We start from the raw sequence: 17,912 nt of genomic DNA, 5'->3' as shown, positions 1-17,912 counted from the left end.
TATATTATTTCGTTAATTCGATCTTGTTTTGTAAGATTACACCGCTATACGCGCAGAATAACCAGACGATATATTTATACAGGGCTACAGGAACATTGTCTATCTTTATTTTCTTCTATATATAAAAGTTGTGGTAGATTATGTTGCTAAAATGCTGGAATTTATTCTTTGCCCTTATCCTTCGGCGTATCCTCCACCATCTTGAACATGCCAAGCAATCCCTGCAATTGTTCCGCCATACTGTTCAAATGTGCCGAGGATGATGCGATCTCTTCTACCGATGCCAGTTGTTCTTGCGAAGATGCAGACACGGATTCTGTATTCGCAGCCGATTCCTGGGTCACATTCGAAATATCACTCATCGCCTTGGCAACGTGGGATGCACCACTCTCCAGTTGTTTCGTTGTTGCGGACAAGTCATCCAATGTATGAACAGCATCTTCCACCGCCTCCCGAATCTGAGCAAAGGATTGTCCTGACGTATTCACAGCCTGAATTCCTTCTCCTACCCGAGTCTGAGCCGCATTCATGGCGATTAGAGCGGCATCCATGTCCTGACGGATATTATGAACCACCTCACCAATCTGCGCTGCCGAACTTCCGGATTCTTCTGCCAGTTTGCGTACCTCACCGGCTACAACTGCAAACCCACGACCCGCATCCCCCGCTCTTGCCGCTTCAATAGAAGCATTTAATGCGAGCAAGTTCGTTTGTTTCGAGATGGATGCAATGACATCAACCATGCTACCAATTTCAACGGAACGGGCATTCAGAGATTGAACCACCGTTCCCAGCTGCTCCACCGTTTCCTGGATACTGTTCATCTGCTCCACAGCCTGTCCTGCTGCCTCATTCCCAGAAGAAGCCGCTCCGGACGTATTCCGCATATTCGCCGTAATCGATTGCACACGCTCGGACATCATGCGAACATCTTCTGCCATTCGGCTCATCTGTCCCGATCCATCTTTCACGCTGTTTACCTGCTGCTCTGCACCTTCAGCCAGTTCCTGAATGGCCTGTGTTGAATGTTCAATCGCTTTGGTGGTTTGTTCTGCACTGGCAGACAACTCTTGAGAAGAAGCAGATACCTGCTCTGTCGTTTCTTGTACACCAAGAATCATCATTCGCAGGTTATCGACCATACGTTCAAAATATTTTGCCAGTTCCCCGACTTCATCTTTACGCCCAGTTTCCATTTTCACGGTCAAGTCGCCTTTACTTACCGCTCTGGCCGATTCCTGAAGTCGTTTGATTGGACGCAGCATGGAGCGTGTAAACCAGATTATGAAGATGAGCGTAAGGAACGTAGCCGCCAGGATCACTACAAATGTAATCATGCGAATGTCCTTGCTCGCATTGGTTATTTCACTTTTAGACATCGTTCCGGCAATTTTCCAGCCCGTTGCTTCATTGGTAGCAAAGATCATCGTTTTCGGTTGCTCATTGAATACATAATCGAATTGACCTTCTTTACCCTCATACATTTCATCCAGCAAACCACTAGCTTCCTGTGTACCTGCATCTGCTACAGGCGATACGACATAATTTTTGTTTGCATCCAAAATAATGACGTAGCCTTCTTTACCCACCTTAATGGATGCTTGCTCTTGCAGGTCTGTTAGATCCAGAGACAAACCGACAACACCGGATTGGTCCTTTAATGTTTTGGAGATAAATACAACGGCAACGCCATCGGTATTAACAGACACAGCGGATACAACGGCTGTACCCGGCTTTTCCATCGCTAGTTTGTACCACTCCCGCTCCCTAGGATCATATGCATCTCCCCGCGTACTGCTTGCTGTTGCTTTACCCCGAACCATGACTCCTTCCGTTGTTCCTACAAAAATGTTCATGGCATCGGGATGCAAGCCCAGATATTGCTCCAGCTTCAACTGAAGCTCTGGACTATCGTTCTCCCCTTTGACCAAGCCCGGATCAAGGGCATCCCCGAAATAGTTAATATCATGGATCTTATAATTCACTTGGCTTTCTACAATGATATTGGCAGTGCTCACACTTTGCTTGGCACTATCCACTAATTGTCCTTGTACGCCATCTTCAGCCATCGTTAGTGTGATCAAGCCGATCGCCAAGCTTGGCAGGAGCAGAACGGCCAGGAAGGAGACCAATAGTTTGTTCCTTATATTCCAGACGAAACCTTTCTTTTTCTTCTTCTTTTTATTTTGATTATGTTTTGGTTTGGCAGGTTTCGCTGCTTTCATTGGTTTATTATCCTGAGTTTCACTCATGTCTTTCTCCCCCTCAAAATGTAAAAATGCCCTCTTTCTTTGTATGTATGGATCAATCTAAAAGGCTTATCTTATATATCGGCTAAATGAGGGTTTTTATTTGAGTGAAAAATGTGCAGGCACGCCAAACAAGCCACCTCTGATCAGAAGCGACTTGTACAAGATACAGGTTACTAATTATTCCATGAATTAGATGAAGTATTAGAGTACGGACCGCCTGGGGGTTGTGCCGAGGGTTTACCAAAATAGTAGCCCTGTGCAAGCTCAATACCTATGGAACGACAGAATTCAAACTCTTCCATCCGTTCGATCCCCTCGGCAAGAACTTGCCCTCCAAATCGACTCGACATCTCAACAATGTGAAGAATTTGCTGTTGTTTGGTCGAATCCTGATCACAACGGTCAATAAGACTTCGATCTATTTTGACAAAATCCGGTTCTAACCGATTCATCAACTCTATTGTCGAATATCCGGCACCCACATCATCCAGTGCAACCGACATTCCACGGGAACGATATACCTCAAATATTTGCTGCAAGATGGGCATATGCTGAATCTGCTCTGTTTCCACGACTTCAAACACAAAATCTTTAGGGTCCAGCGAAAGGCGTTCAATCGCTTCAAACGTATGTGTCAGACAATATTCAGGATTGTATATGGAGGAAGGCAGGAAATTTACGAAGCGTTTGACACCATGCGGCAGAAAAAGGGCACTGGTCTCAATAGCAGTAATACGCGCCAATCGATCCAGAAAAGAATGTAGTCCGGTCTCACGCGCAACTTCAAATAATTCATAGGAACTGAAGGATTTTCCATTCTCAGCAGGACGAAGCAAAAACTCATATCCGATGATCTGCTCCGATGCATCAACGATGGGTTGCATATGACTGCTGAATTGATGCTCCAGAATAATGGAAACAAGCTCCGCATGTTTGAAACGGGACTCCTGCATGGTTAGACTAATCCAGCTTTCTTCATTAGCCTGTTCGTAAATAGGCAGAATCTGAACGGTTAGGGAATCACGTAATGTCGGATCAATTTCGCCGATCTCTTCTATTAAGCTCTGAACCGTCTCAAGATTCGAAAAATCCATCCACATCATGTCATCCGACGTCTCAATAAGTCTTCCCGGCGTTTGTAGCGCTTCCAGCAAAGCGGGGGAAATGGGACGCAAGTACAAGGTACCTTGGCCCTCTATAGCATAGATTGGACTGCAGCCACTGCAATTCATGTAGGACCCCCCTTGCCAATTTAGATTCCATGTCCATTAATGTTCACTTGTATATACCCAAAGTTTGTAAATATTATATCATGGGTCTTAAAATTAATCTCTACTGTTTTGATGACTTCCTGTATGACGGTTCTTGGAACAAATATATTCAAATTTGCAGAAAAAAGACCGACAGTCTGATGACTGTCGGTCTCCTCCTCAGCTTATTACACTTTAAGAAGCGGGAATCACGATTTTCTGTCCAACTTTCAGGTTATGAACATTCGAGATTTTGTTAGCTGTTGCCAGCTTGCGCCAGTCCACACCATATTTCATACCGATGCGGTACAGGTTGTCCCCTTTTTTCACCACATATACCACTTTGCCGCCCGCTGGTTTCTCAGGCTGTGGCTTGGTCGTTGGTTTGGTTGGAGTAGTCGGCTCCGTAGGTTTAGTTGGCTTTGTAGGCGTAGGAGCAGGCTCCGAACCTGGTTTCGGAGTTGTTGTTGCTTCTCCAGTCAATTTCATGCCGTATTCAGCAAAACCATCATCATTTGTACCAATGAAAGACATCGCCGGGTTCGCTTCTACCAGATTTTTGGCATCCGGGGAAGATGCGAATACCACTTCAAGGTCGTTAAGTGCTGCTGCAGTTACACCAGCAGATGGTTTGATTGGTGCCAGGGACCAGTTGCCGTCCGCTGCCGGATTAATCGTTTTATTTTCACGGATGTAATCGATGATCACTTGACGGTTCTCATCCGGTGCAGCCAGAACGATACGTTTACCGTCCGGGTTAGCCAGCTTGGATGAAGATGCACGGTAGTTATTCGTCGCTACGATGAATTTTTGCGCTGGGTCAATCGGTTTACCGTTAAAACTCAGATCCTTGATCCGGCTTGCCGATGCATTTACAACGGTTGCTTTGCCGTCATACTTGGCTGGTTGTGTCACATCGATCTGATACGTTACACCATCGATAACATCGAAGTTGTACGTTGGGAAGTCGTTGTTGATCAGTTGTTGTTGTCCACCTTTGGCCGGGTCAATCTGGTTGAACTGGCCTGCAGACCATTCCAGCCATTCTTTCAGTTCTGCGCCGTTAACCATTACAGCATGTACCGTATTTGGATACACGTACAGGTCAGCAACGTTTTTGATCGCAATGGTGCCTTTAGGAATATTCGTGTAATACGAAGCGCCTGAACGTCCACCGGCTTTGAATGGTGCACCTGCGGACAATACAGGAATTTTCTCATACTCCGTACCTTGCATATGTTTTTCGACATACCATTTCTGTGCATTCGTTACGATCTGAATGGATGGATCATCCTGAACCAGAGCGAAGAAGCTGTTGATCGGTGCTGTCGTTTCGCCTACTGGACCACGAACATACTCCAATGTACCTTCATGCTCTTCATGAACCGCATCAATGATGTCTTTATCCGCATCTACCAGTGGCTTTTTGTTCGCAGTGTCATAGATTGGGCGTGCTTCCGTTTTGGAATCCACCACTTTCCATTTGCCATCAACCAGCTCCAGATCCAGATCAATAATCCCCAGGTGATCACCCCAGAACCCTGGCTCAACAGCAGGAACGCCATTGATTGTGCCTTTCTCAAGGTCTACCCCTTTTTTGCCGGCAAAATCAGCACTTGGGAATACTTTGTGAGCATGTCCAAACAGAATGGCATTAATGCCTTCTACCTGACTCAGGTACAGTACGGAGTTCTCCATCAGATCCGTTTGAGGGATATCCTCAAATCCGGAGTGAGGAATGGCTACAATAATGTCGGCACCTTCGGCCTTCATTTTTGGAATGAATTTTTTAGCGGTAGCAATAATATCCTTGGCGATGACTTTGCCTTCAAGGTTAGCGCTGTCCCACTGCATGACTTGTGGCGGTACAAATCCGATCACACCCACTTTGATCGTATGTTCTTTGCCAGTCTCATCCGTTACTTTTTTATCCAAAATCTCATACGGTGTGAAGTAATTCTTGTCATTTGTCTCATCATCATCACCATCGTCTACATAAACATTGGCATTAATGTAAGGGAAGTTCGCTCCCTCCAGCGTCATGTCCAGGAAGTCCAGACCATAGTTGAACTCATGGTTACCGATGTTACCTGCATCATAATCGAGCAGATTCATCGCTTTATATACAGGGTGAGTCTCACCCTTTTTCAGTGGATCAATCTTCGCAACATAGTCTCCCAGCGGGTTACCCTGAATCAGATCACCATTGTCGAACAGCAAGCTGTTCTTGGCTTCATCACGCGCTTTTTTGATCAGTGTAGCTGTTTTGGCAAGTCCATACTGATCTGTCTCTTTGTCGGAATAATAATCGTAGTTAATCAGATTGTCATGAATGTCTGTTGTCTCCATGATCCGCAGTTTAACTTTGGCAGCATCCGCAGCCGATACAGGTACCGGAAACACCGCAAGCACGTTTAATGCAACCAAAGCGGCAGTCAGGCTTGATAATACTTTTTTACTCGTTTTCAAAATAACCCCTCCCGGTTATGTACATTGAATCATGCATTAATGGGCAAACGAAGAGCGCAGAAAAAAGATAGATCTCATGGGTTGTGCGTACTGACGCTCTGATGACATGCATCGGAATTTCAGGTAAGTTTATCTCACATGAACATCTATTTATGTCTGTGCTTGTCGTTTACATTCAAAATCATAACGCAATGTTCAGCCATTGAAAAGCATTATTTTTTACATTAACCGCACATACCTAGGTAAGTTTACATTATCATGCGTGATTTCGACATTTTTTTCAACATTTTAGTAGGTATATCGTACTTATTATCTTTAAAATACGTATATTACATGTGGCTTACATGTATAACCAATTCATCTTTATTCATCCATACCAAAAACCGTGAAACCTTCATGGCTTTCACGGTTGGATTAAACTCTGCGCGTATTTTCGCATAAGGACGCTACTTTGCAGAGGTTATGTTCATATTCGGATTATTGTTCCCACACATGATGTTCATGATCTTTCCCTGTATATTCAATACGAGTCGGGGTGATGTCCAGAATGACATAGTTTGGATCATTAGGTCCATCGAACCACGCCTTCAGTTCGTCGTTCCACACTTGCTCACGCAAGCCTTCGTTCTTGGTCACTTCACAGGTTCCTTCGATCTCAACGACTTCCTTGGAACCACCAGCCTCGTAACCCAGTAGCAGGCTAACATTCGGATTATTCTCCAGTTCCTCTACTTTGTGTGTACGGCGGTTCGTTGCCAGATGAATGTTCAGTCCATCGTTGAAAAGCGCCATATAGCGGGATTTCGGTTTACCATTCTCCACAGTGGAGAAGCTGCAAAAAGGGTTGTTTTCCAATGCTTTTACAATGTTTTGTTCCAATTCAGTCTGGTTCATGGGAAGTGCTCCTTTCGGTTTGGGGGAATATTTGAAGAACTCTTGTAGGCGGCCGTTGCGGGTACGGATCGTTCTTTGGATCGCTGTTATCCCCAGATTTTTTTGATTCCCTTTTCTCAAAGGAAAAATCCGGTGATAGCATATGCTTCCGATGTAGCTTTCTTTCAGAAAGCTTTTAGGCGAACGCTTCGCTTCCTCAGAATCGATTCCGTCCCCTCCACTACGTCTACCGTTCTCCCAATTAAGGTTGATTAATAAAAGTACAAAGAGAAGTGTAGTTGTTACTCTCTCTTTTGTTTAATGACAGTTCATTAATCGCTTATCACTAGAGCCAGCTTAATGCAGCTCTGTAACAAGCCTGTACTTATAGTGTACCCACCTCACCTATGGTGAATCCCTTGAACCTGCACGCAAACGTGACAAAATCGGCAAATCGCTTTATAAAAGTGTTTACATAAAGGGGTTAGCGCAAAATTTCTTCATGGGTGATCTAATTCAGATCTCCAAGATATATTGATGAAGAATCCGATTTAAGCAGCAGCTCACCTATAGTTTTTGGATATAAACGAACCTGCGACAGCTCTTCCAGCGCAATCCATTCCACGGCGACTTGGTGGTCGTCTGGATTGGAGCCTTCAAAAACGGTTGCCTCCGGATCTATCAGGCTGCATGCAAAATAAAATTCAACCTGGTGGATGTCTGCATCCCACTCGGCGAATTCATGATTTTTACCGATATACTCCCGGATATGTAACAGCTCTCCCACGTTCACGGCCTGACCAATCTCCTCCAGACATTCGCGTGCGACCGCATCCTTGAGTTCTTCACCTTTCTCCTGTCCTCCACCGGGGAACACATAAGCGGTACCATATTGGTCTTCCAGCCGGATGACCAGCAATCGTCCATCCTGCACAATGACAGCCTTTGCCGAGTTGCGTATGGGTTTCATTCTGTTCATTCACTCCTTGTCATTCCAAAATTTCAGAGTTCAATCCGAACAACCTGATACTACTGTTGTTCTGCTGAACATGGTTATCATCCCGTGGTATGCGCAGATAATTTAATGCCTTCCGATTCCAGCACACGACGAATTTCTTGAGCAAATTCCAACGCGTTCGCTCCATCACCGTGGATACAGACTGTCTCTGCCTTAATGGGAACCAACGTACCATCTGTGGATACAACTACGCCGTCTTTTACCATCTGGAGCACTTGAGCAATCGCTTGTCCCGATTCTTCAATGAGGGCCCCAGCTTGGCTGCGAGGGGTAAGCTTACCATCCGCCCCATAGGTTCGATCCGCAAACACCTCGCTCACACTGCGCATACCGATGCGATCCGCAGCGCGAATCAGCTCACTGCCCGCCAGACCATACAAATACAGATCAGGCTGTACTCGATAGATTGCCTCCACAATGGCTTCAGCAAGCTTCGTATCTTCTGCGGCCATATTGTATAAAGCACCATGTGGTTTTACGTGATGCATGTGCCCCCCACTTGCATTGACAAAGGCATCCAGCGCACCAATCTGATACACCACCATGTCATATGCTTCCCGTGGCGTAATGTCCATACGTCTTCTGCCAAACCCTTGCAAATCCGGCAACCCGGGGTGGGCTCCAATCGCAACCTGATGCTCCAATGCCCTCTCCACCGTCAGCCGCATTGTAGCCGGGTCTCCTGCATGAAACCCGCAGGCAATATTGGCTGATGTAATCAAGGGTAGAATGGCCTCATCGGATAGAGTGCGATATATACCATAACTTTCGCCCAGATCACAATTGATATCCAAGGTTTTCGAGGTATTCATGAAGCTCCCCCCATTTCTGCAATTCTTCTGCGTATCAGCTTATCTATGAGTTGCATATTGTTTTCCTGTTCCATATACAACTGTCCGGCTTGATCATGCGTAATCTTCTTAAAAAAAATTTGGGTTCCTGGCCTAGCCTGAGCCAGGATTGGCATATCCACCCGAGCTACCTGTGCAATGACAGGATAACCTCCGATCGTCTGATGATCTGCCATTAAGATGATGGGTTGACCATCAGGTGGCACCTGCACCGTGCCATAGGTAACAGCTTCAGACAGCCGATCCAGCGGCTGATTCAGCTCCAGTCTGGAGCCTTGCAAGCGATAGCCCATCCGATCGGATTGCGGAGAGATCACGTATTTTTCCGCATAAAATTGTCCCAGACTTGCCTCGCTGAACAGCGAACTATCTTTACTCTCCATCACACGAATAACAGGTTGCCCATAATAGTCAGGTCTTTCACGTTCAGATAAAAGCCACGCAGGCGCCAATATTCGGTGGTCCCGCTCACTCTCCTTTACCTGCTGCTCCATACGCTGCATCCATACTCGCGCTTCGACAGAAAGTTCACCATTGGATAATAGATCCCCTATGCGCAAGGCTCGCCCATCCATACCGCCAAGACCTGTCTTGAGGTCTGTACTTCGACTGCCCATCACTTCAGGCACAGTTATTCCACCCGCAATCGCCAGATATCCACGCAAACCATGACGACATTGACCAAACTTCAGTACACTTCCAGCCCGCACCAGCACAGGACGCCACAAAGGTACAGGCAGATGATCCACCGTTGCCGTCAGATCGGCTCCACATAATGAGACTAGCTGGCTCTCCTGAAATCGAAGCTCCGGCCCCGTCATCGTCATCTCCAGCACTGCCGCATGTCGGGAGTTGCCCACAAGCATATTGGCTGCTCTGGCTGCAAAGGTGTCCATGACCCCGCCAGGATGAATACCATATCGGCGATACCCGGTTCTGCCTTCATCCTGAACGGTAGATAACAGACCGGGGCGAATCACTTCAATACTCATCGTTCGCCCTCCTTCCGCTTCAACGCCAGATAGTCCTGCATCGTAATCTGTTCAAATCGAACCCGATCACCTGCTGCCAGCAAACTCGGTACGTTCTCTTCCGGCCGAAACAACCGGAGTGGCGTTCGTCCAATACATTGCCACCCCCCGGGTGTATCCACCGGATAGATTCCCGTCTGTTTGCCACCAATACCTACTGTACCCGCCTCAACCCGAAGCCTTGGCGTTGCCCGTCTGGGCGTAGCAATCTGTTCAGACAACCCGCCGAGATACGGAAAACCCGGTGCGAATCCTATCATATGTACGAGATAATCCCCGGATGTATGAATCGCAATAACGTCCTCTGCGGTCAGTCTATGTTCACTGGCAACGTAGTCCAGATCAGGCCCCCACTCGCCACCATAACATACGGGAATCGTGACCGTTCTGGGTTTGTCTTGGACGGATTCCTTCATTTGATTCAACAGATGAAGCAGAGTGCGGCATAACTGGGGATAAGGGGAGATAAACGGATCGTAAAATACTGTAACGGACGTATATGAAGGCACCCATTCGATCATGGCTGACAGAGTGCTCTTTTCCAGCAAAGCACATACAGACATCACTCTGCGCTGCACCGCGTCAGACAATTGATCCCCGCAATGGATGATAACTGCTGTCTCACCCAGCGGAGATAAAATCTCTTCCGTCCATGCATACGTCAATCCGGTCATGCGCCATCTCCCCCTTTATCCACACGTTTAGCGTATCGTTATTGATCTCTCTCCAGTGCCTGTAGTACCAGTGAACGAACCGCCGGAAACGGCTCGTCTTCTTCTGTCCGTATCGCAAGATACAGTGTCTGCAAAAACAGACGCACATTCAGGTTCCTATGACTGGTTTCCAGAAGTGATCTGTTCACCACCTGATCTCCTTGATGAAGGGTATCGATCCATACCGTAATATCCTTTTGTTCCAACAGATTGCGACGCAGAATGGTCATTACGGCATGCACTATTCGCTGATCCTCATCATGGATGTAAACTACACTTGATTCGGTTATTTTCACAGTGAGTGCATGCAGAAGTTCCAACAGATCCGCCTGCTCCAGATAGGGCGACTGGACCAGATCTTCAACTGCGTCCGCCGCGTGTGCCGGGGCATGCGCCCAACCCTTATCGTCGACGTAGCCGCGAACATCCTTTTCACATACCAGATATGTAGTCAACCGATGGTGAATCCCTGCGATATCCTCTTTGTCCAGGAAAGGTCGCTGACGATCCACATTCAGAATGGGAGGCAGTAACAATACGGAGAACGTCCGCGTAAACACACTATCCGTTCCCTGCTCTCCGATCCCATAGAACAGGTGCTGATCGTCCAGTGCCAACTGTAATACATGCCTTAGCTGATCTTCCGAAAATACACCCTGTCCAATCCAGGTTGCAAACGTAACATAGATCAATTCATCCCGCAGGACAGGGTCAGTACTACCAATATGCTTCATCATATGCAGTGCCAATGCGTAAGGCTCTTCCTCGTGATCAATGGAATGATTAGACGACTGAATATGCTGTAATTTTTGTTTTAACGTCAGAGCATCCATCTATTAAGACTCCCTGGACGAATCCAAATGCACGCTGCAATTGTACAGTTCGCATTGCCACGCATTCTCATTCTTGGCGATCCGGGTAATGGATGTGTTGGACAGTTTCACGCTGATATCCAGTTCAGGCACCAGACCTCGCAGTGTATTCCGCAGGACGGCCCCGTGACTGACAACAATCACTCTTCCATCGGGGTGCTGCTGTACAATATCTTCAAGCACCGCACTGCCTCGAACAGTCCCTGCATCTGCAAGCTCACGTCCCAGATCCAGAGTACTCCAATCCGCTCCCCACTTGGCTAACCGTTCCTCTTCCGTCGTTCCTTCGACCTGTCCTCCACCCATCTCGCGAAGTCTAGGGTCCAGATGAATCTCCTGAATACCCAAGCGATCACCAATGATGCGAGCCGTCTCACTTGCACGTTCCAAGTCACTTGCATAGATGGCATCCCAGGATTCTTCGGCCAGTCTCGCAGCAAGTAAAACGGCCTGTTCCCTGCCATCCTGATCCAGCGGATTATCCGTCTGGCCCTGCGAACGTTTTTCCTTATTCCACGCTGTGCTTCCATGGCGAATCAATGCAATTTGAGTCATTGTTGTTCCTCACCTTTTTCGATATGAAGTTCATCTTCTGTAAAATGTTTGCGTGCCTTCGGCTTGGCAAATTTGCCCCCATTATATTGAGAAGACCCGTTTCTCGGAATGGAGAGACTGTCCCAAGCTGTTTCTTTAAGCATTTTCGCGGTAAATACAATCTGTCCGACATGATACGGATAATGCGCCAATTGCCGGATAATTGCCTCCATGACGGTGTGTCCTTCATTGCGAATGTATATGATATGAGACAATTGTTCCGGGTTAAACGAACGAATGGCTTCGAGTAGACAATTCCAGCCTTCTTCCCATTTAGCAAGCAACTCTTCCCGGGATGTAAGATCATTCACAAATTCAGCATCTCGCTCACGCCACGGTTTCTCACCATCTGTTGTCAGTACATCCGTCCAACGGGACAGCATATTGCCCCATAGATGTTTTACGATTACCGCAATGCTGTTCGCGTCTTCATTCCAGGATTGAAACAATTGCTCGGACTCCAGTTGTGCCATGGCTTTTTCCCCGAGCTGCTTGTAATACAGGAATTGTTTCTCCGCTGTCTCTAGAAAAACCTGATTCATATCCATCCGTTAACCACCCTTCGAAAAAGTATGTTGTCCCCTGATCATGTTCAAACAGAAGCGTCACATGTTATTTTATTCAGGAAATGAAAATGTGCCGTCTGCATTCGGTTCAAATGGAATGACTTTGCGAACCGCATCCAGATTGAGCTCTCCATAGATATGTGGATATAGTTCATTCAATTCGTAGAGATCCTCATACACCAGTTCCGGCTTCAACGCCTTCTCATCAATACTAAGTAATAACAGATCCGTGCGACCTGCATAATATTGCCCGGCTACCCATGGGATCTGTTCCTTGGTGGAACAATGAATGAATCCGTCTGTCTCCAGGCTATCTGGTGCATACTCAGTCCCCTTTGACACTTGCTCCCACAACGAACGGGAAATAATACTATAGATCATGGTTCCGCCTCCTTCAATTTCTGCGATGTACCCTATGTGTCATTGGAAGTATTATAGATCATCCCGGATACGGGAGTACAATTTTTGATCCGTAAATACACCTTTGATCTTCAACTGTTTGCGTAGTAAACCTTCGTACGACATACCCAGCTTCTCCATTACGCGTGCAGAGCCTATGTTGCCTGCATTACATTTCCCTTCCAGTCGATTGCAGTCCAGTTCCCGAAAGCAATAATTCACAATGGGTTGCATCGCTTCTGCTGCGAGACCTTTGCCCCATTGACTGCTGGCTATCGCGTACCCTAGTTCAGCACTCTGCATAGAATCGTTGAGATGAAAAATGCCACCCCTCCCGATTAACGTCCCTGTTTCCTTCAGGACAAAAGCCCAGATATAGACCGTTTTCCGTTCATAATTATCCAGTACCCGCTGAATATATTGAATGGAATCCTCTACCGTCTCATGGCAGTTCCATAAGCTTTGCTGACTCACTTGGGGATCAGAGGCAAATGCATAATACTCATCAAGATCATCCATCGCAAGCCGCCTCAGCTTTAACCGCTGTGTTTCGAATTCGGGCGATTCGGCAAAAAGTTTTTCTACATTCATTCAGCACACCTCCATGATTCAATTGAGTTCATGATCCAGCCATCTTATTTCTCAGGAAATAACGATCTATCACAACCATGCACAGAATACCGACCGTATATCGAATCAGATCGATCACCAGAAACCCATGTCCCAAAATAAGTGCACCTAATACGGTAGAGCGTATCTCAATCAGCCAAGGCGTCTGGATCAACTGCGAGAACTCAATCATCCAGCTGAATACACAGCTCAAACACATCGCCCATACCAAGCTGAGATGAGGCCACACCATGCGTACTCCGAAATAAATCATGCCCGCCCAACATGCATCTCCGAAATGTTCATGCACCCAATCCGGCAATCGTTTACCAAAGTGTCTGGATGCGATTCCTGCCGCCATGGTCATCATGACTGCGAAGAAATAGATCAGCCTTTCTCTGATAAGTACGCTTTTCAATCAATCACACGCCTTCATCGAGCACTTGTAAAATAAATTGCGTTTTGGCAGCGGTATACGATTCCCTATCTTCCTTGTTCTCATCAGCAAGCTTTATCTTCAGGACGGCGTAAGCTTCCACCAGATCTGGGCGTTTTCTCAGCACATCCCGAAACCGAATTTGACGATCCCAGCGTTCTTCTCCCGGGCGCATCAGATGAAGGTGTACAGCTCTCTTGCCATCCTTAACCCTGACCCAGAATCGTCTGTACTCCCTCCCATCCAGTTCAGGCGGAACGTAGTTCCAGCCCAACGGATTCAGCTGATCCGCAATCAGATCCATGTCGTCCCATGACTGTACCTCTGCCATCAGATCAATAATGGGCTTGGCGGGTAACCCTGGAATGGACGTACTTCCGATATGTTCGAATTGATGGATATTAAACTGCTGTAGAAGGTGTTTAAGTTGTCCGATTTCTTCCTGAGCCTGCGCATCCCAATTGGGGTTGGCCGGAGCAATCTCTACCGCCTCTGTCGCCCAGGCAGGCCAGTTTTCCGGTTGCAAGGGATCTGTCATTCAGGTACCTCCTCTTGACCATGACATTTTAAATGATAACCTTCTCTGTATTTTTCATAGGTGCGTTGCTTCATGCACTCAATCGTAGTATTCCGTTGAAATGTTAGTATGGAACTTAGGGATAAAAGAAGATATTTCAGGTAAGCCAGATCACTAGAATTAGAATCTGAGCTTATAATCGAAGCTTTCATAATTCATCCCATCCAATCCTGTTATATTGTTGTTCTAGCAGAGGTCATCCCAGATACATAATTCTATATATCCAAAAAAGGAGCGTATGTCTACGCCCCTGATTGTCTGATACCCTTAATCACATTGATGATATTTAACGTGATGATGTACTGAATTTATGTTTGGATTTATGCAAAGCGCTTCATTATATGAAGATTTATTTTACCGTAACAGGGATCGTCACTTTTTTATTGCCCCACTTGGCCGTGATAGACGTTTTACCTTTGCCTACAGCCACGATCTTGCCATTTGTTACTGTCGCTACGCCCGGCTTTGTGCTGCTCCATACCGCGCTGTTCGTCACAACAATGGTTTTACCCGTATCATACTGGGCCATCACACTCAGTGTTGTGCTTCCCTGTGGGGACAAAACCAGTTTTTTCTGGCCTGTAATCAGCTTTTTGAGCAAAGGTACAACGGTAACCTCTGCCTTTATTGTCTGATTTTGATAAGTTCCTGTCAAGGTTGCTTGTCCCTCGGTCAGCGTCTTAACGGTTCCATTTTTCACGACAGCTACATTTGTGTTGGAAGAGGTCCATATGATTTGTTTCGAAAGGTTGATCGTTTTGCCATTCGCGTAGGTCCCGATGACCTTCAACGCTTTGGACTTCTTGATGTTCAGCTGCATTGTGGCAGGAGTGACTTCAACTTTGGTAATCTCATCCGTCACGGCAACAGGAACTTTTACAATCGTTGTTCCGTACTTACCTTGCAGCAAAACTCTGCCGGGTGTAACGCCTTTGATTTTACCGTTTTCCAGCACAGCCGAAGAAGTGGATACGGACCACACAATCTCAGACGTCACATCCTCTTCCTTGCCGTTCGCACGGGTAATACTTACTTTCGGAAGGGTGCTTTCACTGCCTTTAACAAAACTGTAGGATTTCGGTGAAGCTTTGATGCTTTTGATCTTCTCCTGCACTTGGACAACCAACTGGGCTTTTGCCCCATCTACCTCTGCAAAAATCGTTGCTTCGCCTGCGGCCACAGCCTTGACTTTGCCTTTCACCATCTTCGCAACCGCTGCATTACTGGTGGACCAAGTCACACCTTCGGTAACATCCTGTTTGTTATCAAAACCTTCTACCGTTGCCATCACCTGAAGCGCAGCTGTTTCGGAAACACTCATCTTCTGCGGGCTGCTATTGGTTATTTCAATCGATTTCACGTCACCAGTAGCCGCCAAGGCCAACGAAGGGACCAGTACGGTTAATGCCATAATTAGAGCAAGTATGCCTCGAAGCGCCAATTTGATTCTATTCATTTTTAATTCCCAACTCCCATAATCCAATATTTTACTTCTATTATATTATATCGGATACGAATTGCATAAAGTTGAATAACATAAGTGAGAGTCTTGGATTTTCATTGTATAATATGGGAAGGTGCGTAATACTGCAGCCCGCAATTGTTTCAAAAAAGCCCTTGAATCTGGACAAATTGAAATCATTAACGAGCGTGAATGGAAGCTGCGTTAACATTTAAAAAATAATTTTATTTACTTACATAAACGAAGAAATTTGTGAACAAAAAAGTAAGCTATACCTTAGGTCCGAGAACTAACCAGATTAGTAAATTTGGCACAAAGTATTAGGGGATTGGTTAATTAAATAGCGTTATCATTTAAAAGGGGATGTCCACCGTCATTTTACAAGACGTATGGAACATCCCCTCTTCTACTGCCTAAAGCGTTATATAACCTCTCTACTTCACTTCATCCTGCTCTGGCAAAATCAAGCTCTCCGCGCCGCCCATATAGGGCCGCAGGGCTACCGGAATTCGAATGCTTCCATCCTCCTGCTGATGATTCTCAAGCAAAGGAATCAGAATACGCGGCGATGCCACAGCCGTATTATTCAGCGTGTGACAATAGGCCAACTTGCCTTCGGCATCCAGGCAACGAATGTTCGAACGGCGAGCCTGAAAATCATGCAGATTCGACGACGAATGCGTTTCTCCATATGCATCGCGGCTTGGCATCCAAGTCTCGATATCATACTGTTTGTACGTTTTCTGCGACATATCTCCGGTACATACAGCGACAACACGATACGGCAGTTCCAGTAATTGCAGCAATTCCTCAGCGTGTCCCGTAATCTCTTGCAACATACGCTCCGATTCTTCCGCATCAGGGGCACAGAGAATGACCTGCTCAACTTTGGCAAATTGGTGCACACGATACAATCCGCGTACATCACGTCCGCCGGAGCCAACTTCACTGCGGAAACACGTCGATATCGCGGCCAGCTTCACAGGCTCTTGAACATCGACAATCTCATCCGCATAATACGAGACCAGCGGCACTTCAGAAGTTCCCACCAGCCACTTGTTCTCCCCTTCGAGTTCATAGACCTGATCTCGACCGGTTGGGAAGAATCCGGTGTTCACCAGCGCATCCTCCCTGACCATCAGCGGAACCTCCATCGGTGTAAACCCGTGTTTCAGCAGCAAATCCAGCGCAAGTTGCTGTACTGCCCGATGCAGCAGAAGGCCAGCGCCTTTCAATACATAACTTCGCGTACCACCAATCTTAACGCCACGGGGAATATCGATCAGATCATGCAACTCCCCAAGTTCCACGTGATCTTTGGTGTTATACTCGAACGTTGGCACCTCTCCCACACGTCGCAGCTCCACATTATCCGCATCCGACGTGCCTTTCGGGGTATCCGTGGATACGATATTCGGTACCAGCCATTGCAGCTTCGTTACTTCCTCCTGCACAGGGGCAAGCTTCGCTTCCACGTGTTCCAACTGTTCATTGATCTGTTTCACCTGAGCACGCAAACCCTCGGCCTCTTCCCGATTCCCGGCTTGCATGAGTCTGCCAATGTCTGCGGATAACGTATTGCGTAATCTGCGTCCTTCTTCCGATTCCTGCAAAAGCGCTCTGCGTTCCTCATCCCGCTTCAGCAATGTGCGAATGTTAATCTTGATTTTTTTCCCGTCTGCTGCGGCCTGAACCTCATCCGCATGTGCACGAATCCACTTCATTTCCAACATGGTCACCGTCTCCTTTGGCTGTAAAAATACAAAGAGCGCCCTCATCCCTTGGGACGAGGAGCGCTCTGCTCGCGGTGCCACCCAACTTGCTGAATCAGGATATCCTGCTTCCAGCCTCTTGGTCCGCGATAACGGGCGGTTCCGGTTAACTTGGGGAAATATCGCTCCCCTGGCGAAAACGCCTCCGAGTTGGATGCTCATCAACGG

17 protein-coding genes are annotated in these 17,912 nt (G+C 46.8%); all 17 read right to left on the bottom strand.

Annotation, left to right across the window (positions count from 1 at the left end; all coding sequences use genetic code 11):
• Positions 1–161: 161 nt before the first annotated feature.
• The 17 genes from F0220_RS02610 to serS all read right to left on the bottom strand — a co-directional run bounded on the left by F0220_RS02610 (position 162) and on the right by serS (position 17,705).
• A complete protein-coding gene (locus tag F0220_RS02610; RefSeq protein WP_105601508.1) occupies positions 162–2,252 on the bottom strand; it encodes a methyl-accepting chemotaxis protein in 2,091 nt (696 codons plus the stop codon).
• A gap of 173 nt (positions 2,253–2,425) precedes the next feature.
• Positions 2,426–3,484, bottom strand: a complete 1,059-nt coding sequence (locus tag F0220_RS02605; RefSeq protein WP_091018469.1) for an EAL domain-containing protein — start codon at positions 3,482–3,484, stop codon at positions 2,426–2,428.
• 213 nt (positions 3,485–3,697) lie between these two features.
• Entirely contained in the window at positions 3,698–5,971 is a 2,274-nt protein-coding gene (locus tag F0220_RS02600; RefSeq protein WP_105601509.1) for a bifunctional 2',3'-cyclic-nucleotide 2'-phosphodiesterase/3'-nucleotidase, read from the bottom strand.
• Between the two features lie 477 nt (positions 5,972–6,448).
• Positions 6,449–6,865, bottom strand: a complete 417-nt coding sequence (locus F0220_RS02595; RefSeq protein WP_074093246.1) for a pyridoxamine 5'-phosphate oxidase family protein — start codon at positions 6,863–6,865, stop codon at positions 6,449–6,451.
• Positions 6,866–7,355: 490 nt separating this feature from the next.
• Positions 7,356–7,814, bottom strand: coding sequence for an NUDIX domain-containing protein (locus tag F0220_RS02590; protein ID WP_091018465.1), 459 nt, complete (start codon positions 7,812–7,814; stop codon positions 7,356–7,358).
• 86 nt (positions 7,815–7,900) lie between these two features.
• Complete coding sequence (locus tag F0220_RS02585) at positions 7,901–8,674, bottom strand: LamB/YcsF family protein (RefSeq protein ID WP_105601511.1); 774 nt, start codon at positions 8,672–8,674, stop codon at positions 7,901–7,903.
• Positions 8,671–9,705, bottom strand: a complete 1,035-nt coding sequence (locus F0220_RS02580; protein WP_149846245.1) for a 5-oxoprolinase subunit C family protein — start codon at positions 9,703–9,705, stop codon at positions 8,671–8,673. The genes F0220_RS02585 and F0220_RS02580 overlap by 4 nt, the downstream gene beginning before the upstream one ends.
• Positions 9,702–10,418 (bottom strand): 5-oxoprolinase subunit PxpB, encoded by a 717-nt coding sequence (pxpB, locus tag F0220_RS02575; protein WP_149846244.1) that lies wholly within the window; start codon positions 10,416–10,418, stop codon positions 9,702–9,704. The genes F0220_RS02580 and pxpB overlap by 4 nt, the downstream gene beginning before the upstream one ends.
• A gap of 38 nt (positions 10,419–10,456) precedes the next feature.
• The gene (locus tag F0220_RS02570; protein ID WP_149846243.1) at positions 10,457–11,290 is read right to left on the bottom strand and encodes a DUF2785 domain-containing protein; all 834 of its coding nucleotides are present in this window, start codon (positions 11,288–11,290) and stop codon (positions 10,457–10,459) included.
• A 3-nt stretch (positions 11,291–11,293) separates the two neighbouring features.
• On the bottom strand, positions 11,294–11,884 hold the full coding sequence (locus F0220_RS02565; protein WP_105601516.1) for a histidine phosphatase family protein: 591 nt from the start codon (positions 11,882–11,884) through the stop codon (positions 11,294–11,296).
• Positions 11,881–12,471, bottom strand: a complete 591-nt coding sequence (locus tag F0220_RS02560) for a DUF1572 family protein (protein WP_149846242.1) — start codon at positions 12,469–12,471, stop codon at positions 11,881–11,883. Before F0220_RS02560 ends, F0220_RS02565 begins: the two co-directional genes overlap by 4 nt.
• Positions 12,472–12,540: 69 nt before the next feature.
• A complete protein-coding gene (locus F0220_RS02555) occupies positions 12,541–12,870 on the bottom strand; it encodes a DUF952 domain-containing protein (RefSeq protein WP_036673184.1) in 330 nt (109 codons plus the stop codon).
• A 51-nt stretch (positions 12,871–12,921) separates the two neighbouring features.
• Complete coding sequence (locus F0220_RS02550) at positions 12,922–13,479, bottom strand: GNAT family N-acetyltransferase (RefSeq protein ID WP_149846241.1); 558 nt, start codon at positions 13,477–13,479, stop codon at positions 12,922–12,924.
• Between the two features lie 28 nt (positions 13,480–13,507).
• Positions 13,508–13,915 (bottom strand): ribosomal maturation YjgA family protein, encoded by a 408-nt coding sequence (locus F0220_RS02545; protein WP_105601520.1) that lies wholly within the window; start codon positions 13,913–13,915, stop codon positions 13,508–13,510.
• Positions 13,916–13,919: 4 nt separating this feature from the next.
• Positions 13,920–14,471: a GrpB family protein gene (locus F0220_RS02540; RefSeq protein WP_105601521.1), complete on the bottom strand. Its 552-nt coding sequence runs from the start codon at positions 14,469–14,471 to the stop codon at positions 13,920–13,922.
• Between the two features lie 388 nt (positions 14,472–14,859).
• A complete protein-coding gene (locus F0220_RS02535) occupies positions 14,860–15,966 on the bottom strand; it encodes an Ig-like domain-containing protein (RefSeq protein WP_105601523.1) in 1,107 nt (368 codons plus the stop codon).
• Between the two features lie 440 nt (positions 15,967–16,406).
• Complete coding sequence (gene serS, locus F0220_RS02530; RefSeq protein ID WP_105601524.1) at positions 16,407–17,705, bottom strand: serine--tRNA ligase; 1,299 nt, start codon at positions 17,703–17,705, stop codon at positions 16,407–16,409.
• Positions 17,706–17,912 lie beyond the last annotated feature (207 nt).

Source organism: Paenibacillus sp. 37 (assembly GCF_008386395.1).
Taxonomy (GTDB): Bacteria; Bacillota; Bacilli; order Paenibacillales; family Paenibacillaceae; genus Paenibacillus; species Paenibacillus amylolyticus_B.
This window is presented reverse-complemented; position numbering and strand designations above follow the sequence as displayed.

Bases quoted from the DNA above. Each gene is read 5' to 3' on its own strand.
- F0220_RS02610 (WP_105601508.1), bottom strand. From the start codon at position 2,252: ATGAGTGAAACTCAGGATAATAAACCAATGAAAGCAGCGAAACCTGCC.
- F0220_RS02605 (WP_091018469.1), bottom strand. From the start codon at position 3,484: ATGAATTGCAGTGGCTGCAGTCCAATCTATGCTATAGAGGGCCAAGGT.
- F0220_RS02595 (WP_074093246.1), bottom strand. From the start codon at position 6,865: ATGAACCAGACTGAATTGGAACAAAACATTGTAAAAGCATTGGAAAAC.
- F0220_RS02590 (WP_091018465.1), bottom strand. From the start codon at position 7,814: ATGAAACCCATACGCAACTCGGCAAAGGCTGTCATTGTGCAGGATGGA.
- F0220_RS02585 (WP_105601511.1), bottom strand. From the start codon at position 8,674: ATGAATACCTCGAAAACCTTGGATATCAATTGTGATCTGGGCGAAAGT.
- F0220_RS02580 (WP_149846245.1), bottom strand. From the start codon at position 9,705: ATGAGTATTGAAGTGATTCGCCCCGGTCTGTTATCTACCGTTCAGGAT.
- pxpB (WP_149846244.1), bottom strand. From the start codon at position 10,418: ATGACCGGATTGACGTATGCATGGACGGAAGAGATTTTATCTCCGCTG.
- F0220_RS02570 (WP_149846243.1), bottom strand. From the start codon at position 11,290: ATGGATGCTCTGACGTTAAAACAAAAATTACAGCATATTCAGTCGTCT.
- F0220_RS02565 (WP_105601516.1), bottom strand. From the start codon at position 11,884: ATGACTCAAATTGCATTGATTCGCCATGGAAGCACAGCGTGGAATAAG.
- F0220_RS02560 (WP_149846242.1), bottom strand. From the start codon at position 12,471: ATGGATATGAATCAGGTTTTTCTAGAGACAGCGGAGAAACAATTCCTG.
- F0220_RS02555 (WP_036673184.1), bottom strand. From the start codon at position 12,870: ATGATCTATAGTATTATTTCCCGTTCGTTGTGGGAGCAAGTGTCAAAG.
- F0220_RS02550 (WP_149846241.1), bottom strand. From the start codon at position 13,479: ATGAATGTAGAAAAACTTTTTGCCGAATCGCCCGAATTCGAAACACAG.
- F0220_RS02540 (WP_105601521.1), bottom strand. From the start codon at position 14,471: ATGACAGATCCCTTGCAACCGGAAAACTGGCCTGCCTGGGCGACAGAG.
- F0220_RS02535 (WP_105601523.1), bottom strand. From the start codon at position 15,966: ATGAATAGAATCAAATTGGCGCTTCGAGGCATACTTGCTCTAATTATG.
- serS (WP_105601524.1), bottom strand. From the start codon at position 17,705: ATGTTGGAAATGAAGTGGATTCGTGCACATGCGGATGAGGTTCAGGCC.